The following is a 14,559-nucleotide window of genomic DNA, read 5'->3' as shown; positions in this document are numbered from 1 at the left end:
AGGATGAAACGCCACAATGTGGATCGCGCGCGCGGATTGCGTCGTTCGATGACGGATGTGGAACAGTTGTTGTGGCGACACCTGCGCAACCGCCACCTGTCGGGATGGAAGTTCCGACGGCAACACGAAGTAGGCCGTTACATCGTCGATTTCGTCTGTACGGAGACCATGCTGGTTGTTGAGCTGGATGGTGGTCAGCATGCGGAGCAGACGGATTACGACGAGCATCGGACCCAATATCTGCAATCCATGGGTTACCGCGTGCTGCGTTTCTGGAACAATGATGTGTTGGCCAATATCGAGAGCGTGCTTGAGGTGATTCTGGATGCCGTGGCAAGCCCGGCCCCTCACCCCAGCCCTCTCCCCACCGGGGAGAGGGGGCCTGGCATGCCGGAGAGTGAAGAGTGACAACGACAACCCAACCCCGCCTGACCCAGGTTTTCCGCTTCGTGCGCTGCAACTACGCCGATGGCGTGGCCGAGCTGGCGTACGCGTTCGACGATGGCGAGGAGCTGGTCGAGCGGATCAGCTTTCCCGACGCACCGGCCGTTCCTGCCGCCCGCGCCGCCGCGTTCGAGGCGGCGCTGACGCTGCTGCACCTGGTCGCCGGCATCAGCTACTACAAGGCCGGCGTACCGCCGAAGATCGAGCTGGCCAATGGCCCGCTCGACGACGCCACCGCCGACCTGCTCGACACCTTGTACCTGCACGGCCTGGCCGAGTTCGCCTACCGCAACGGGCTGGACCTGCGCGGCCGCATCGCGTTCCCGCGCGCTTCTCCCCCCTCTACCGCTGGCGGGAGAGGGGCCGGGGGAGAGGGCACGTCTTCGCCCCAAGCTCCATCATTGGGACTCCCCCAGCACACCCTTGTCCCCATCGGCGGCGGCAAGGATTCCGTGGTGGCGGTAGAGGCAATCAAGGCCATCGGCGGTGAAGCCACCGCCGTATGGGTGGGCAATTCGCCGCTGATCGCCGCCTGCGCCGAACGCACCGGCCTGCCCATGCTGAACATCCAGCGTGAACTGGCGCCGGGTCTGTTCGAGCTGAACCAGCGCGGCGCGTGGAACGGCCATATCCCGGTGACCGCGGTGAACTCGGCGATCCTGGCGGTGGCGGCGATCCTGTACGGCCACGATGCCATCGCCTTCGCCAACGAGCGTTCGGCCTCGGTGGCCACGTTGGAATACGAAGGCCAGCAGGTGAACCACCAATGGAGCAAGGGCTACCTGTTCGAGACCTTGCTCAACGACTGGCTGCACAGCCATGTCGCCGCGGATCTCGATTACTGCTCGTTGCTGCGTCCGTATTCCGAGCTGGCGATCACGCGCGCGTTCGCGAAGCTGACGCCGTATTTCGACGTGTTCTCCAGCTGCAACCGCAACTTCAGGATTCTTGGCCCCAAGCCGGTGGATCGTTGGTGCGGGCAGTGCCCGAAATGCCATTTCGTGTTCCTGGCGCTGGCGCCGTTCCTGCCCAAGCCGCGGTTGCTGTCGATCTTCGGGCGCAACCTGCTGGATGACGAAACACAGACGGCCGGCTTCGATGCGCTGCTGGAATACCAGGATCACAAGCCGTTCGAATGCGTGGGCGAGGGCGCCGAGGCGCGCGCCGCTATGTACGCCCTGAGCCAACGGCCGGAATGGCAGGAAGATGCCCTGGTCGCCCGCTTCAGCAGCACCATCCTGCCCCAGCTCGATGTCGCGCAACTGGCGCTGGAACCCTGGTTGCAGCCGCTGGGCGAACATCGCGTGCCGGCCCGGTTGCAACCTGCGTTGGCGACCATCGGTTGATGGAGTTGCCCCGCATCGGCCCGCATTTCTGTGGGAGCGACTTCAGTCGCGATGCTCCTTCGCGCGCGGCCGAGAAGCTTTCGCGACTGAAGTCGCCCCCACAGGGATCGGCGGTGCAGGGGTACGGGGTCGGCGCGCATGCGCATCGCTGATCTAGGCGGCCGCCGCGTCGCCATCTGGGGCTTCGGCCGCGAAGGGCGCGCCGCCCTCCGCGCGCTGCGCCAGCGCTGCCCCGACCAGCATTTCACCGTGTTCTGCAGCGTCGCCGAGGTCGAGGCCGTGCATGCGTTCGACGCGGCGCTGGAGGTGATCGCGGGCGAACCGGATGCCGCCACGCTGGCGCGGTTCGACATCGTGGTGAAGTCGCCCGGCATTTCCGCGTACAAGCCGGCCCTGCTCGCCGCGCAGGCGCAGGGCACGCGATTCACCTCGGGCACGGCGTTGTGGTTCGGCGAGCATCCGGCGGCACGCGTGATCGCCGTCACCGGCACCAAGGGCAAGAGCACCACCAGCGCCTTGATCGCGCACCTGGCGCGTGCATTGGGTGTACGCACCGCGCTGGCCGGCAACATCGGTTTGCCGCTGCTGGAATTGCTGGAGCAACACGCCGACCTGTGGGTAATCGAACTGTCCAGCTTCCAGACCGGCGAGGCCGGCCCGCTGGAACTGGGCGTGATCACCAGCCTGTACGAGGAGCACCTGGACTGGCACGGCTCGCGCGAGCAATACGTCATCGACAAATTGCGCCTGGCCGACGTGTCGCGCCACTGGCTGGTGAACGCCTTGCAGCCGGCCCTGCTGCAGCGCACGCGGCAGCATCCCCATCGCCTGTTGTTCGGCGGGCCGGAAGGCTGGCACGTGGCCGGTGATTTCATTTGCCGCGGCACGCAGCAGGTATTCCCGATCGCGCAACTGGCCGCGCCGGGTTTGCACAATGCGCTGAACGCCTGCGCCGCGCTGGCCGCGCTGGAAGCATTGGGCATGGATGCGCGGGCTGCCGCGCCGGCACTGGCCAGCTTTCGCCCACTGCCGCACCGGCTGCAGCCGCTGGGCGCCCACGACGGCTGGCACTGGGTCAACGACTCGATCAGCACCACCCCGCTGGCCACCCTGGCCGCGCTGGAAAGCCTGCACGGTCGCACGGTGACCGTGCTGGTCGGCGGGCACGATCGCGGACTGGACTGGACGCCGTTCGTCGATGCGATGCGCCAAGCGCCGGCGCACGCGATCATCTGCATGGGCAGCAACGGGGCACGCATCGAAAGCGCGCTGCGCGTCGCCAGCGCCGCCTGTCCGATCCTGCTGGTCGGCGATCTGGCCAGCGCGGTCGAGGCTGCCAAGATGCACACGCCCGCGCACGGGGTGATCCTGCTGTCACCCGGTGCACCGAGTTTCGACCAGTTCAAGGACTACGCGGAACGCGGACGCCGCTTCAGTGCGCTGGCCGGCTTTGATGCGGCAAACATTGCCAGCATTGACGGGCTGGGTATCGAGGGAAGTCCGCGCGACTGAGCCTCCCCGGATCTGCAACCTTCCCGCACCCGAAGCGGCGGGAGTGCATCGCGTGTCGTCATTTGGCTTTTGGCTGCGGATCGAGGTGCGGCGACGTCGACGGTGCGGGATGGCCCAGGAAGCCGCTGTCGCTGAGCCAGTCCTCGATCTGCTGCGGTGAATGTTTCAGCGACACCAGATCCGTGCGCTCGCCCAGGTTGTAGGCGTGGCCGCCGGCCCGGTAGATGTGCAGCTCGGCTGACGCGCCGCCCTTGCGATAGGCGTTGAGCAGGTCGATCGGTGGTTGCGAGCAGCACTCGTCGTCATTGGCGGCGGCCAGGAAGATCGGCGGCGAGTCGGGAGTGACGTGCTCGGCGGCGTGCAGCGGCCCGGGGAAGATCAGGATCGAAAAGTCCGGACGCGCGCTCAATTTGTCGATGCTGTCGCCCTTGCCGCGCGCCGCGACGGGCGGGCTCAAGGTCACCATGCGCGCCAGTTCGCCACCGGCGGAGAATCCGATGATGCCGACACGCTGCGGATCGACATGGAACTGTCCGGCGTGCGCGCGAATGAAGCGCATGCCGCGCTCGGTATCCGCGCGGGCATCGTCGAGTTTGTAGGGAGAACCCTTCTCACGAAACAGGCGGTAGCGCAGCACGAACGCGGCGACACCGCGTTGATTGAGCCATTCGGCCACCGCCGAACCCTCGCTCGTCGTCACCAGCAAGGTGTGCCCGCCGCCCGGAACGACCAGCACCGCGGTGCCGTTGGCCTTGGCTGCCTCGGGCAGGTAGGCGGTGACGCTGGGGTTGTTGACGTGCTTGGTCCAGTAATCCTTCGAGACTTCGGGAATGGAGGCGCGCGCCTCGAAGCCCGGCACGCCGCCCTGCCAGAGCGGGAAGCGCTCCTGCGCGGACGCGGCGCAGGCGAACAACAGGCATGCAGCGAATAGGGCAAGACGTTTCATGCGGATCCCCTGTAAATGGTCGCGCCACCATCAACCGAGCGCCCAATGCTGTCAAGCGAGCGGCATGCGAGCGATTCGTTGCGGATGGGAAAACCCATCTTCACGTCGCCGACAGCATCGCCGCCCGATGATGTCGCTTTGGCCACGGAGAAGAGACGATGATCAATACCAAGCTCGGCATTCTCGCCGCCGCCTGCGCGTTTGCGCTGGCTGCATGCAGCGACAAACAACCCGCGGAGGCGCCAGAAGCCGCACCCACCGCCGCAACCCCGGCACCGGCACCGACCGAAGCGGCGCCGCAGGATTCAATGCAGGCGATGACCCCGGCCGCATCTCCCGCTCCGGCCACTCCCGCCGCCGCGGCGAACGGCAAGCCGACCGCGCAGGTCACGGATTGCTCGACCGAATTCGAGGGTACGGATGCGATGCAGTACAGCATCTCGTCGATCGTGGTGCCGGCCTCGTGCACGGACTTCAAGATCACCCTGAAACACACCGGCAAGCTGCCGGTAGCGGCGATGGGGCACGACGTGGTGATCACCAAGACCTCCGACATGGAAGCGGTGGATGCCGATGGTCGCGCTGCCGGTCAGGATAACGGCTACGTGAAAGCCGACGACCCGCGAATCATCGCCCACACCAAGCTGATCGGCGGCGGCGAGACCACTTCGGTCAGCTTCCCGGTCAGCAAGATCAAGGACGGCGGCCCGTACACGTTCTTCTGCAGCTTCCCGGGGCATTCGGCGCTGATGAAGGGTTCGATCAGCGTGCAGTAAGGCGGGCGAGCCGAGCTGCGCGCGGCTCGGTCGAGCTGCCTGAGCGCGCCATGGATGGCTGAGCGATGCGGGCCGCGATCCCTCGGATTGCGGCCCGTTCGTTTGCCCGGCTGTCAGGGACGGCTGCTGTCAGCGGACGTAACGCGCGCGAGGCTCGTTCACGCGTTTGCCGGCATCGAACCGGATGTGCTCGCGCAGCCAATGGGCGAAGTCGGCTTCGGGCAGGGTGCCTTCGGCGAGGGCGACGTAGCGCGGATACAGTTCGAGATCGTCAGCGTTGATCACGCCGCCGTTGAGCATGACGAAGACTTCGCAAGCCACGGCCGCCGTACGTTTGTTGCCATCGACGAAGGGGTGATTGCGAGCCAGGCCGAAGGTAAGACTGGCGGCGAGGTCGGCAAGATCTGGCGGGGGGTCGCCGTAGGCATGCTTTTGCTGTGGGCGGGCGAGGGCGGAATCCAGCAGGCTTTCATCGCGTACGCCGTCGCTGCCGCCATGTTCGGCCAATTGACGTTCGTGGATGGCGATGGCGAATGCCTTCCCGATCCAGATGATCATGCTCATCTACCTACTGCGCCAGTTTGTGCAGAAGGGTGCGCCGCTTGCGCATGACCTCCTCGGCGACTCCCATCTGTTGTGCCAAGGTAGGGTCATAGGTGGTGAGCCGCACGCCGTCGGGCGTCTCCAGCGCGAACAGTTCGTCGCCTTTTTCCAGACGCAGGCGGGCCAGCAGTTCGCGGGGCAGGATGACGCCGGCGGAGTTGCCGATGGTGGTGATCTTCAGTTTCATGGGTGGCCTCGGGCAAGTTATAACGTATGTTATACGTACCAGCCGGTTGGATGCAATGCGCTGAACCCCGCGCCGAGCGCGCTGGTTACTCCTCTCCATAAACCGGAAACATCGTGTTGGCCCGACGTCAGGTGACCCGCAACGACGGTACTAGGCGGCGACCGGGTCCTGCACGAAATCCGCCATCTGGTCGCGCAAGGCCTTCTGGAATGCCGGACGTGCCTCGCAGCGTTCGCCATACGCTTTCAGCGTCGGGTACTGCGCCAGCAGATCGGTATGGCGCAGGTTGCGCAGCACGGTGACCATCAACAAGTCGGCGGCGGTGTAGCGTGCCTCCAGATATTCGCGTTCGCCCAGCCAGGCGGCGAGCGCGCCGAGCCGCTTTTTGACAAAGCTTTCCACCTGCGGGCGGCGCTGTTCGACCCATGCTTCGTCGCCGTGGAACAGATCCATGCCTACCAGTTCCTGCACCGAGGGCTCGATCGTATTGAGCGCGGCGAACAGCCATGTCCGCACGCGAGCGCGGCCGGCGGCGTCGGGCGGCATCAAGACGTCCGACTGCTCGGCGATGTGCAGCACGATGGCGCCGGATTCAAACAGCTTTGTGCCTTCCTGTTCGTAGGCGGGCACTTGGCCAAACGGCTGCCAGGCGAGGTACTCCGCGCTGTCCTTTTGCTTGAGGTCGATCAGCTTGACGCGATAAGGCAGGCCGGCTTCTTCCAGCGCCCAGCGCACGCGCAGGTCGCGCACCAGGCCTCGCGCGAAGGCGGGTACCCAGGGATAGGCGGTGACGGTAATCGGGCTCGTGTCGGTAGTCATCTCGTTTCCTCTTCGTGCGTGGTGCTCAGCGGGCGAGCAGGGTTTCCAGCAGCTGCAGCGCAGCGGTCCAGCCATGGCTGTGGCTGAGGGCGGCTTCGTGATCCGGCATGCGCTCATGCGTGAGCACGATCTCGGTGCTGGAGAGGGCCGGATGGAAGTCCACCGTCACCAGCGTCTCGGCGTGGTGCGTGGCGTCGGAAATCCAGGTGAAGACCAGCTTGCGGTTACGGTCGATCACGCGGTATTCGCCGTGGTGGCGCTTTGGCCCGTCGGGGTAGTGCATCACCACCTCGAAAGTGCCGCCCACGCGCGCATCCACCGTGGCCGTGCTGAGCGCGTCGGTGCCTGGCCGCATCCACTGCGCCAGGCTTTCGGGGTCGAGCCAGGCGTCGAACAACTCGTCGACGGTGGCGGGAATGGTCCGCTTGACCACGATCTTGCCGCCTTCGCTGGCGACGGTGGTTTGCGCTGGTGTCATTGCTTGCTCCCGTGTTTGTCCAAGTGGCGTTTCTTGACGACGAAGTCCTCCAGTGCGGCCAGCCGGTCAGTCCAGAACTGGCGATAAAACTCCAGCCAGCCGGCGGCTTCCGCCATCGGGCCGGCGTTGAGCGACAGCACGTGTTCGCGGCCCTGCACCGAGCGTGTGACGAGCCCGGCGCGTTCGAGCACGCGGATGTGCTTGGAGGTGGAGTTCAGCGAAATCGTGAACGCGCTGGCCAGCTCGGTCACGCGTGCATCCGACTGCGCCAGCCGCGCCAGAATCGCGCGGCGCGTGGCATCGGACATGGCGCCAAAGAGGTCATCGAGGTGGTGGGCACTATATTCATCCATATGGGTGAATATACGAGCGATGCCTCATCGACGTCAACAGGTCGCCGGGCCACGCTCCGTCGCGTCTCGCCGGCGGGTATTCCACCGGGGCGCGTCGTCGCGTACTTTCAGTTCGTCGACCGGGCGCCGACCCGGGTGCTGAAGGCCGGCGCCGTCTCCGTGCTGAGGTCGCCCCGGGTAGGGCGACGCTACTTCTCGATGCGGCAGTTCAGGGCGGCGCGGCTGAATCCGGTGGCGAGCTTGGCCTTCTGGCACGTGCCGACGTTATCCAGTACAGCGTGTCGATGTGGTCGTTGAAGGCGGCGATCAGATTTCCACCAACGGTTGCACTTCCGCCCGGGACGAGCCGCGACGTGGCTTCACGTAAAGCTGATCCACGGCGTCGCCCCGGTTGTCGCTGGCGGCGCTCACCGAGCGCTTCCAGCATGGCGTCGTTCGAGAGTTGACCGTGCCGGTCGGCCTGACTGCCAGCAGTCCGTGAGGGGGCGGCCGCATTACCGCAACGGAGCAGGCTGCGCCCCCCTCCCCCTCTTTCTTCGAAGTGCCCCGTCCGAATCCGGCAAGTATTGGTTTCAGGAGCCTGTGAAAGTGACTGCCGCGCGCCGTTGGCGCGCCATATCCCTTCGCAAGAGGTATCCATCCATGAAGATCCTGGACAGCACGGCTTTCGTCACCGGCGCCAATCGCGGACTTGGGTTCGCTTATGCCAAGGCACTGCTCGCCGCCGGCGCACGCAAGGTCTATGCCGGCGCACGCGATCCAACCTCCGTGCCTGCGTTGCACGGGCTGGTGGCCGTGAAATTCGACGTCAATGACGCGGGGGACATCGCCGCCGCAGTTGCCCGGTGCACCGATGTGGATGTGGTGATCAACAACGCAGGCATTACCGTTGACGAACCATTGCTTGGCGCGCGTGGCGCGATGGCACTGCGCGAGGTGCTTGATACCAATCTACATGGCGTGCTCGCGACCAGCCGCGCGTTCGCACCGGTGTTGCGTGCCAATGGCGGCGGCGTGCTGGTCAACATGCTTTCAGCCCTCAGCTGGATCAGCCTGCCGGGAAGTTCGGCGGACTCGGTAGCCAAAGCCGCGGCGTGGTCGTTGACCAACGGATTGCGCAACGAACTGCGCGGACAAGGCACGCTGGTGATCGGCGTGCACGCTGGCTATATCGATACCGACATGGTGAAAGACGTCGACAGCCCCAAGTCGCGCGCCGAGGACATCGCGCAGGCCGTGCTCGACGGTATCGAGGCGGGTGCATCCGAAGTGCTGGCCGACGACACGGCGCGCTATGTCAGGGCCGGTTTCGCGGCAACGCCGCCGCTCTATCTCGGCAGCGGCGAGGGTTGAACTGGGTCATTTCTCGATGCGGTAGTTCAGGCTGGCGCGGCTGAATTCGGTGGCTTGCTGCGCCTCGAAGTTCCAGCGTCGGCTGAGGCGGTAGCGCAGGGTGATCACTTCGCCAGGCTCGAACAGGCCCACGCCGTAGCTGAGGTACAGCCGCGGCGAGAGGTATTTGCCGACGGTGAACGCGGAGCTGCCGCCGAGTGCCTCGTTGCTGGAGACGCCGATGTCATCCACGCCGATCCTGGAGCCGATGCTCTTGGCCAGCAGGTCACCGGCCGCCGAACCAAGCGCCTGCGCGGCCGCGCCGACCATGTCGCCTTCGCCACCCTTCACCTGCGACAGCGGCTTGCCGGTGACCAGGTAGGACAACGCATCGGATTGCTCCATCACCGGGTTGGAGAACACGGTGAGGATCGGCCGCTGCGCGGTACCGGAAACCAGCAGGCCGACTTCCTGGCCTTCGTCGATGGTGGCGTTGGGGTTGAGCTTGCGCACGGCGCGGATGTTCAGCCCGGGGTTGTCGATCGGCGTGCTGGCGAACAGCAGCTGGCCGCGCTGAATCTGCAGGTTCTGGCCATAGGCCTTGTAGGTGCCGTTGACGGCGAGCTGGCCCTGCCCGGTGGTAGCGCGGCCGGGGCGTTCGCTGACCGTCAGCACACCGCCGACGCGACCGTCCAGGCCCATGCCGACGACGTGCGTCTTGCGGCCCAGATCCACCTTCACCCGGGCGTTGATCGGCAACTTGCTGGCCGCCTCCTGTTGCTGCTTTTCATCGACCACCACCACGTCGGGCGACGCCTGGGTGGCGCCGGAGCCGGGCAATTTTTCCGCGTTGATATCGGCACTGTCGATGCTGAGCGCGCCGCCGATGTTGATGCCACTGGCATCCTGCTTCACCGTCAGGTCGGGTGAGATCACCACCCTGGCGGCGGGGATGTCGGCAGCGGTGAACTGGCTGCCCTTGAGCGTCAAATGCGTCTGCGCGTTGGTGCCGAGGCCGGCGTTGCCATTGATGGCCAGCGTGCCGGCGCCCGATGTCACCTGGCCGTGGATCAGGAACTGCTGCGCATCGGTGGTGCTGAGCGTGAGCTGGCCCTTGCTCAGCTTGAGCCCGGCCGAGGGCACTTCGGCGGCGAAATCGCGCACCTGGGCCTGGCCGGTGATCGCCGGTTGCTTGAGCGTGCCGGCGAAACGGAAGTTGCCGTCGACACCGCCCTTGACGTTGGCCACCTCGGTGCTGAACAGCTCGATGAAAGCGAGATTGTTCAGTCGCATGTCGAGCTGGCCGCCCAGCGACTGCTGCGCGCCGCGGATCGTGATTTGGCCATCCAGACGGCCGCCGTCGTCGAGCCCGGCATGCACCTCGACGCGCTGGCCGGCGGCAGCGAGTTCGGCCGCCAGGCGCAACTGGTCGTAACGCAGCAGGGGTTCATCGGGACGATCGGTATAGGTGATGCTGCCTTGTGCGGACTGGATCGAGGCGTTGCCGCTGAGCGCGCCCGCCGCGCTGCGGCGGATCTTGCCGCTGCCGTCCAGCATGCCGTCGGCGCGCATCGGCAGGTCGGCGTTGCCACTGGCATTCAGCAGCAGGGCCAGCGGCAACGCCTGCAGCCGATAGCTGGCGTCGAGATTGCCGACCTTGTCCTGCTTGGCGGCCACGCACAGTTGCGGGTCTCCGGCGGTCAGGCATGTTTCGGACAGGCTCATCGCGCCGTCGTTGTAGCTCAGCTTCGACGGTTGCAACAGACGCCAGCCCGGCATGCCCTGCGGCTCCAGGTTGAGCGTGGAAAGCGTGCCGCTCCATGCGGAGCCTTTAAGTGCGCCATGCACGGCAAGTTTGCCGGACAGCTGAGTACCAAGCGCGTCCACGTCAAGGCGATGATCGCCCTGGCTGCCCTCGGCAAGCAGGTTGAATTGCTGGAACAGCAGGCCTTGCAGGTAGACGTTGCGGGTCTGCAGGTCCAGCTTGCCGGCAGGGTGACTGATGTCGGGGATGCCGACGATCAGTTGCAGCGTATCCGCCTTCTGCTGCTCCCAGGCCACCGACTGGCCATGCAGCTGGCCGTTGATGCTGAGCTCCGGCTGCTTGCCGCGAATAGTGAAATGGCCGTCCATACGGCCGCTCGCATTCGGCAGCCAGTCGCCCAGCGAGGCGATCGCCAACTGCAGGTCGATGTCGTTGCTGGCGCCGGGCTGGGCATCCAGTTTCACCGTGCTGCCGCCGGAAGCGAGCTCGAGCTGGCCGTCGACGACTTCGTTCGACGACAGGTGCAATTTGCCCGAGCCACTGACGGCCCGCTCGCGCAACGTGCCGGCCAGCTTGCGGATATCCAGCGTGGCGTCCGGGCCGTTGGCGGGCAGGGTGCCGTGACTGGCAATGTCGAAATCCAGCGCGCCGTTCCAGCCGGCGAACAACTGGCCGGGGTCGAGTTTGTTGGCCGTCGCCTCGGCCTGCCAGGCAAAGGTCGGTTGCAGGGTCAGCGTGCCGTTCGCCTGCAGGCCGCCTTGCGCCTGTTTCAGCGCCAGCGTATGCAGGGTGATCAACTGCGTGGTGCCGTCCAGATCCAGCGTCAGCTTGGCCAGTTTGCCGGGCGGGCCGATGTCGACATCGCCGGTGGCGTGGTACTTCTCGGCGCTGCCGCTGGCCTTGAGTTGGCCGTGGCTGGCCAGCTCCTGACCGGCCAGGTCCGCCGGCAACAGCAGGTCGTTCCAGCGAATGTCCAGTTCGGCGCTGAGCGGCTTTGCCGCCAGATGCATCGTGCCGCTGGCTTGCACGCGGCCCTTGATCTGCGGCGAGCCGAGGGTGAGTTGCTGCAGGGTCAGGGTGTCGAAGTCGTGGCTGAAAGACGCGCGCAACGGCTGCAGCAGGAGTTGGTAATCATTGAGGTCGAGGCGACCGTCGAGCGTGCCGCTGTAACGATCGCCGTGGCCTTGCACGGCGATCGCCAGCGCCTTCAGCGAGCTGTTGCCAAGGATCGGTTTGGGATCGAAGCGTGGTGCGTCGAGTTTGCCGGTCCAGGCGTAATCGCCGCTTTGGGAGAGTTGCAACTGCAGTTGCACCACGGTGGGTGCGCTGAGCTTGAGCGCGAGCTGCGCCTGCCTGCCGTCGCTGTGGGCGTCGACGCTGCCGGCATATTCGGTATCGCCGACTTTCCAGCCGAACGCGGCCTTGCCGTTGCCCTGATAGTTTTCGCCGATCGCCAGTTTGCCGTCGAGGTTGGCGTGGCCATCGGGCGCCCGCAACGTCAGCTGGCGCAGCTCGATGCCGTTGTTGGTCCAACTGCCGGCCAGGTCGAGGGTGTTCGAGGCGAACAGCGGCTGGCCGTTCTGCGTCACCTTCACCGTGCCGACGTGGACGCGGTCGAGGATCAGTTCAATCGGCGGTTGCAGCGACAGGCCGCCGGAGCTGGTGGCTTCATCCGTGGGCCTGGGCAGCGCTACGTCGACGCCATCGACGTCCAGCGCCAGCACGTGCAGGCGCTTGGCCAGCAACGGCCAGACGCGCAGGTCGAGGTGGGCCTTCGCCACCTTCACCACGGTGCCCTTGCCGTCGTCGAAGCGCACGCCGGCCAGGTCCAGTGGGCCGATCAACCGGCCCTGCGCCTGCTGCACGCGCAGCGCGCCATCGGTGGCGGCTTGCGCCCGCGTCAGCGCGAAGCGCAGGCCGGCGCCGGTGCCGAGCAGCCACCACAGCAGCGCCGCCACGATCAGCAGCAATGCGGCGAATGCGATGGCGATGCGCTTGAACCACTTCATGGGTCAGTCGGGATTCGGGATTCGGGATTCGAGATTCGGGAAAGGCTGAAGCATGAACCGCAAGCCCGCCACTGATCGCCCTGAGCGTAGGCCCAAAGGGCCGAAGTCGAAAGGCCGCCACCGACGACTGGCTTTCGCACTACGCTCAGCGAGAGCGACGTCGGCGCCGCTCTTGCGAATCCCGAATCTCGAATTCCAAATCCCGAACTCATAGATCCGGCCCGATCACCAGATGCAACTCGATGCCGTGCGCACGATCGTCACGGATCGGCGTGCCCAGGTCGACGCGGATCATGCCCACCGGCGAGCGCCAGCGCAGGCCGAGGCCGGCGCCGATCTTCGGGCGGTAGTCGGTGCCGCTGAACGCATTGCCGGCGTCGACGAAGGCGGCCATGCCCCAGTTGCGGGTGAAGTAATGCTCGACCTCGCTGCTGGCGACCAGCAGGTTCTTGCCGCCGATCACGCGATCGTCGGCATTGCGCGGCCCGATCGACTGGTAGCCGTAGCCGCGCACTGAGCGGTCGCCGCCGGCGAAGAAGCGCAGTTGCGGCGGCAGGGCGGCGAAGTCGTCGGTCCAGGTCATCCCGGCGCTGCCGCGCAGGATCAATCGGTTGCGTTGGCGCGTGCCGAAGGCGCGGATCCATTTCGCGTCGGCGATGAGGTCGCTGAAGCGCGTGTCGGACAACAAGGTGCCGGCGGTGCTGCGCACGGTCAGGCTGGCCGACCAGCCGTGGCGCACGAAGGTGACGTTGTCCGCCTGCTTGCGCGACAGCGACCCCTCGGCGAACACCAGGGTGCTTTGGCCGCGCTCGATGCCGGGCGTGTTGTCCGGCTCGTTGCCGCGCTTGCCGACGGTGAAGGTGCCGGACAGCGCGTGCACGCCAACGGTGCGCGTCCAGCCATGCCACTGGCGGGTTTCGTTGCCGACCAGTTCCAGCGTGCGCGATTGCGAGGTGGCGGTGTCGGCATCGCGGAAGTTGGCGCCCACGTTGTAGCTGCGCTGGTTGTCGCCGGGCATCGGGATCGAGTACAGCGTGGACAGCGTTTTCAGTCTCTGCGCCGCCACCAGCTCGTTCTTCCACTTGTGCCCGCGCCGGTTCACCCAGCGCCGCTCCATCCCGGCGCGCAGGCCCACGCCGGTATCGGTACCGATGAACGGGCCGCCGGTGTAGATCGAGCGTTTTGCCGGGGCCAACTGCACATTGATGTCGATCACGCCGTCGCGGGCCTCGTCCACGTCGGGCAGCACGTTGACCACGGCGAAATAGTCCGCGCCGTTCAGGGCCTGCTGCAGGGTCAGCAACTGATTCTGCGAGAAATAGTCCCCCGACTTGAACGGCACGTAGCGGTCGAGGAAGCCGTCGTTGAACTGCGAACCCTCGAAGTGCACCTTGCCGTAGCGATAGCGCGGGCCGGCCGTCCACGCCAGCTTGATCGCGGCGCTGTGATTGGCGCGGGTCACCTCGACCCGGTGGGTGACCAGCCGCGCATCGAGGAAGCCGTTGGCGGTGAGCTGCGCGCTCAGCGCGTCGCGCGCGGCGTCGTACGCACCATGGTCCAGCGGCTTGCCCTTCAGCCGTTCGATGGCGCGCTCGGCGCGATGGATCGGGCCGAGCGCCAGCGCGGTCTTGTCCAGTTGCACCGCAACCGTGGTGACCTTGACCGGTGCACCGGGTTTCACGTGCAGGGTGACGCGCCAGTTCTCGCCGGCCTGCTTCAGCTCGCCGCTGACCGTGGCGTCGTAGTAGCCATAGGGCTCCAGTGCCGTGGCCGCCTGGCTTTGCGCGCGCTCGTACAGGCGGCGCACTTGCGCGTCACTGACATCGCGCGTGGCGTACTGCGACAGCTCCACGGCGGAGATCACGGCGGCCTTCAGTGGCTCCTCGACGCCGTCCACCGCCAGTTGCACGCCGGCATGCGCCAGCGGGCTCAGCAGTAGCAACAACAGGCTCAGGCGTCGGAGGGCGCGGCGCATGCGTGGGGGGTGCC

Annotated in this window: 13 protein-coding genes; 5 read left to right on the top strand and 8 right to left on the bottom strand. The window is 66.2% G+C overall.

The features are described 5' to 3' along the window. Positions 1–3 precede the first annotated feature (3 nt). The 3 genes from UU9_RS04495 to murD all read left to right on the top strand — a co-directional run bounded on the left by UU9_RS04495 (position 4) and on the right by murD (position 3,302). Entirely contained in the window at positions 4–408 is a 405-nt protein-coding gene (locus UU9_RS04495; RefSeq protein ID WP_040670237.1) for an endonuclease domain-containing protein, read from the top strand. Beyond that, the gene (gene murL / locus UU9_RS04490) at positions 405–1,790 is read left to right on the top strand and encodes a UDP-N-acetyl-alpha-D-muramoyl-L-alanyl-L-glutamate epimerase (RefSeq protein WP_007080532.1); all 1,386 of its coding nucleotides are present in this window, start codon (positions 405–407) and stop codon (positions 1,788–1,790) included. The genes UU9_RS04495 and murL overlap by 4 nt, the downstream gene beginning before the upstream one ends. Positions 1,791–1,928: 138 nt before the next feature. After that, positions 1,929–3,302 carry a UDP-N-acetylmuramoyl-L-alanine--D-glutamate ligase gene (murD, locus tag UU9_RS04485; RefSeq protein ID WP_007080531.1) on the top strand — a complete coding sequence of 458 codons (1,374 nt, stop codon included), beginning with the start codon at positions 1,929–1,931 and terminating at the stop codon, positions 3,300–3,302. A 58-nt stretch (positions 3,303–3,360) separates the two neighbouring features. Here the strand turns inward: murD and UU9_RS04480 are convergent, their stop codons facing one another. Next, positions 3,361–4,248, bottom strand: coding sequence for an alpha/beta hydrolase (locus UU9_RS04480; protein WP_007080530.1), 888 nt, complete (start codon positions 4,246–4,248; stop codon positions 3,361–3,363). A 158-nt stretch (positions 4,249–4,406) separates the two neighbouring features. Here UU9_RS04480 and azu point away from each other — a divergent pair, with 158 nt between their 5' ends. Continuing rightward, on the top strand, positions 4,407–5,024 hold the full coding sequence (gene azu, locus UU9_RS04475; protein ID WP_007080529.1) for an azurin: 618 nt from the start codon (positions 4,407–4,409) through the stop codon (positions 5,022–5,024). A 129-nt stretch (positions 5,025–5,153) separates the two neighbouring features. On the opposite strand, the gene UU9_RS04470 is transcribed toward azu, so the two are convergent. The 5 genes from UU9_RS04470 to UU9_RS04450 all read right to left on the bottom strand — a co-directional run bounded on the left by UU9_RS04470 (position 5,154) and on the right by UU9_RS04450 (position 7,464). Then, a complete protein-coding gene (locus UU9_RS04470; protein WP_040670268.1) occupies positions 5,154–5,582 on the bottom strand; it encodes a type II toxin-antitoxin system death-on-curing family toxin in 429 nt (142 codons plus the stop codon). Between the two features lie 10 nt (positions 5,583–5,592). Beyond that, entirely contained in the window at positions 5,593–5,814 is a 222-nt protein-coding gene (locus tag UU9_RS04465) for an AbrB/MazE/SpoVT family DNA-binding domain-containing protein (protein WP_007080527.1), read from the bottom strand. A 150-nt stretch (positions 5,815–5,964) separates the two neighbouring features. Continuing rightward, on the bottom strand, positions 5,965–6,633 hold the full coding sequence (locus tag UU9_RS04460) for a glutathione S-transferase family protein (RefSeq protein ID WP_007080526.1): 669 nt from the start codon (positions 6,631–6,633) through the stop codon (positions 5,965–5,967). A 25-nt stretch (positions 6,634–6,658) separates the two neighbouring features. After that, a complete protein-coding gene (locus UU9_RS04455; protein ID WP_007080525.1) occupies positions 6,659–7,111 on the bottom strand; it encodes an SRPBCC family protein in 453 nt (150 codons plus the stop codon). Continuing rightward, positions 7,108–7,464 carry an ArsR/SmtB family transcription factor gene (locus UU9_RS04450; RefSeq protein ID WP_007080524.1) on the bottom strand — a complete coding sequence of 119 codons (357 nt, stop codon included), beginning with the start codon at positions 7,462–7,464 and terminating at the stop codon, positions 7,108–7,110. The genes UU9_RS04455 and UU9_RS04450 overlap by 4 nt, the downstream gene beginning before the upstream one ends. Positions 7,465–8,106: 642 nt before the next feature. Here UU9_RS04450 and UU9_RS04445 point away from each other — a divergent pair. After that, the gene (locus tag UU9_RS04445; RefSeq protein ID WP_007080523.1) at positions 8,107–8,817 is read left to right on the top strand and encodes an SDR family oxidoreductase; all 711 of its coding nucleotides are present in this window, start codon (positions 8,107–8,109) and stop codon (positions 8,815–8,817) included. A gap of 6 nt (positions 8,818–8,823) precedes the next feature. Here the strand turns inward: UU9_RS04445 and UU9_RS04440 are convergent, their stop codons facing one another. Next, positions 8,824–12,570 carry a translocation/assembly module TamB domain-containing protein gene (locus UU9_RS04440; RefSeq protein WP_007080522.1) on the bottom strand — a complete coding sequence of 1,249 codons (3,747 nt, stop codon included), beginning with the start codon at positions 12,568–12,570 and terminating at the stop codon, positions 8,824–8,826. A 208-nt stretch (positions 12,571–12,778) separates the two neighbouring features. Then, positions 12,779–14,545, bottom strand: a complete 1,767-nt coding sequence (locus tag UU9_RS04435; RefSeq protein ID WP_007080521.1) for an autotransporter assembly complex protein TamA — start codon at positions 14,543–14,545, stop codon at positions 12,779–12,781. Positions 14,546–14,559: the final 14 nt, after the last annotated feature.

The sequence above is a fragment of the Rhodanobacter fulvus Jip2 genome, from assembly GCF_000264315.1.
Taxonomy (GTDB): Bacteria; Pseudomonadota; Gammaproteobacteria; order Xanthomonadales; family Rhodanobacteraceae; genus Rhodanobacter; species Rhodanobacter fulvus.
The sequence above is the reverse complement of the archived record's forward strand: the minus strand, read 5'-3'. Positions and strand labels throughout refer to the sequence as shown.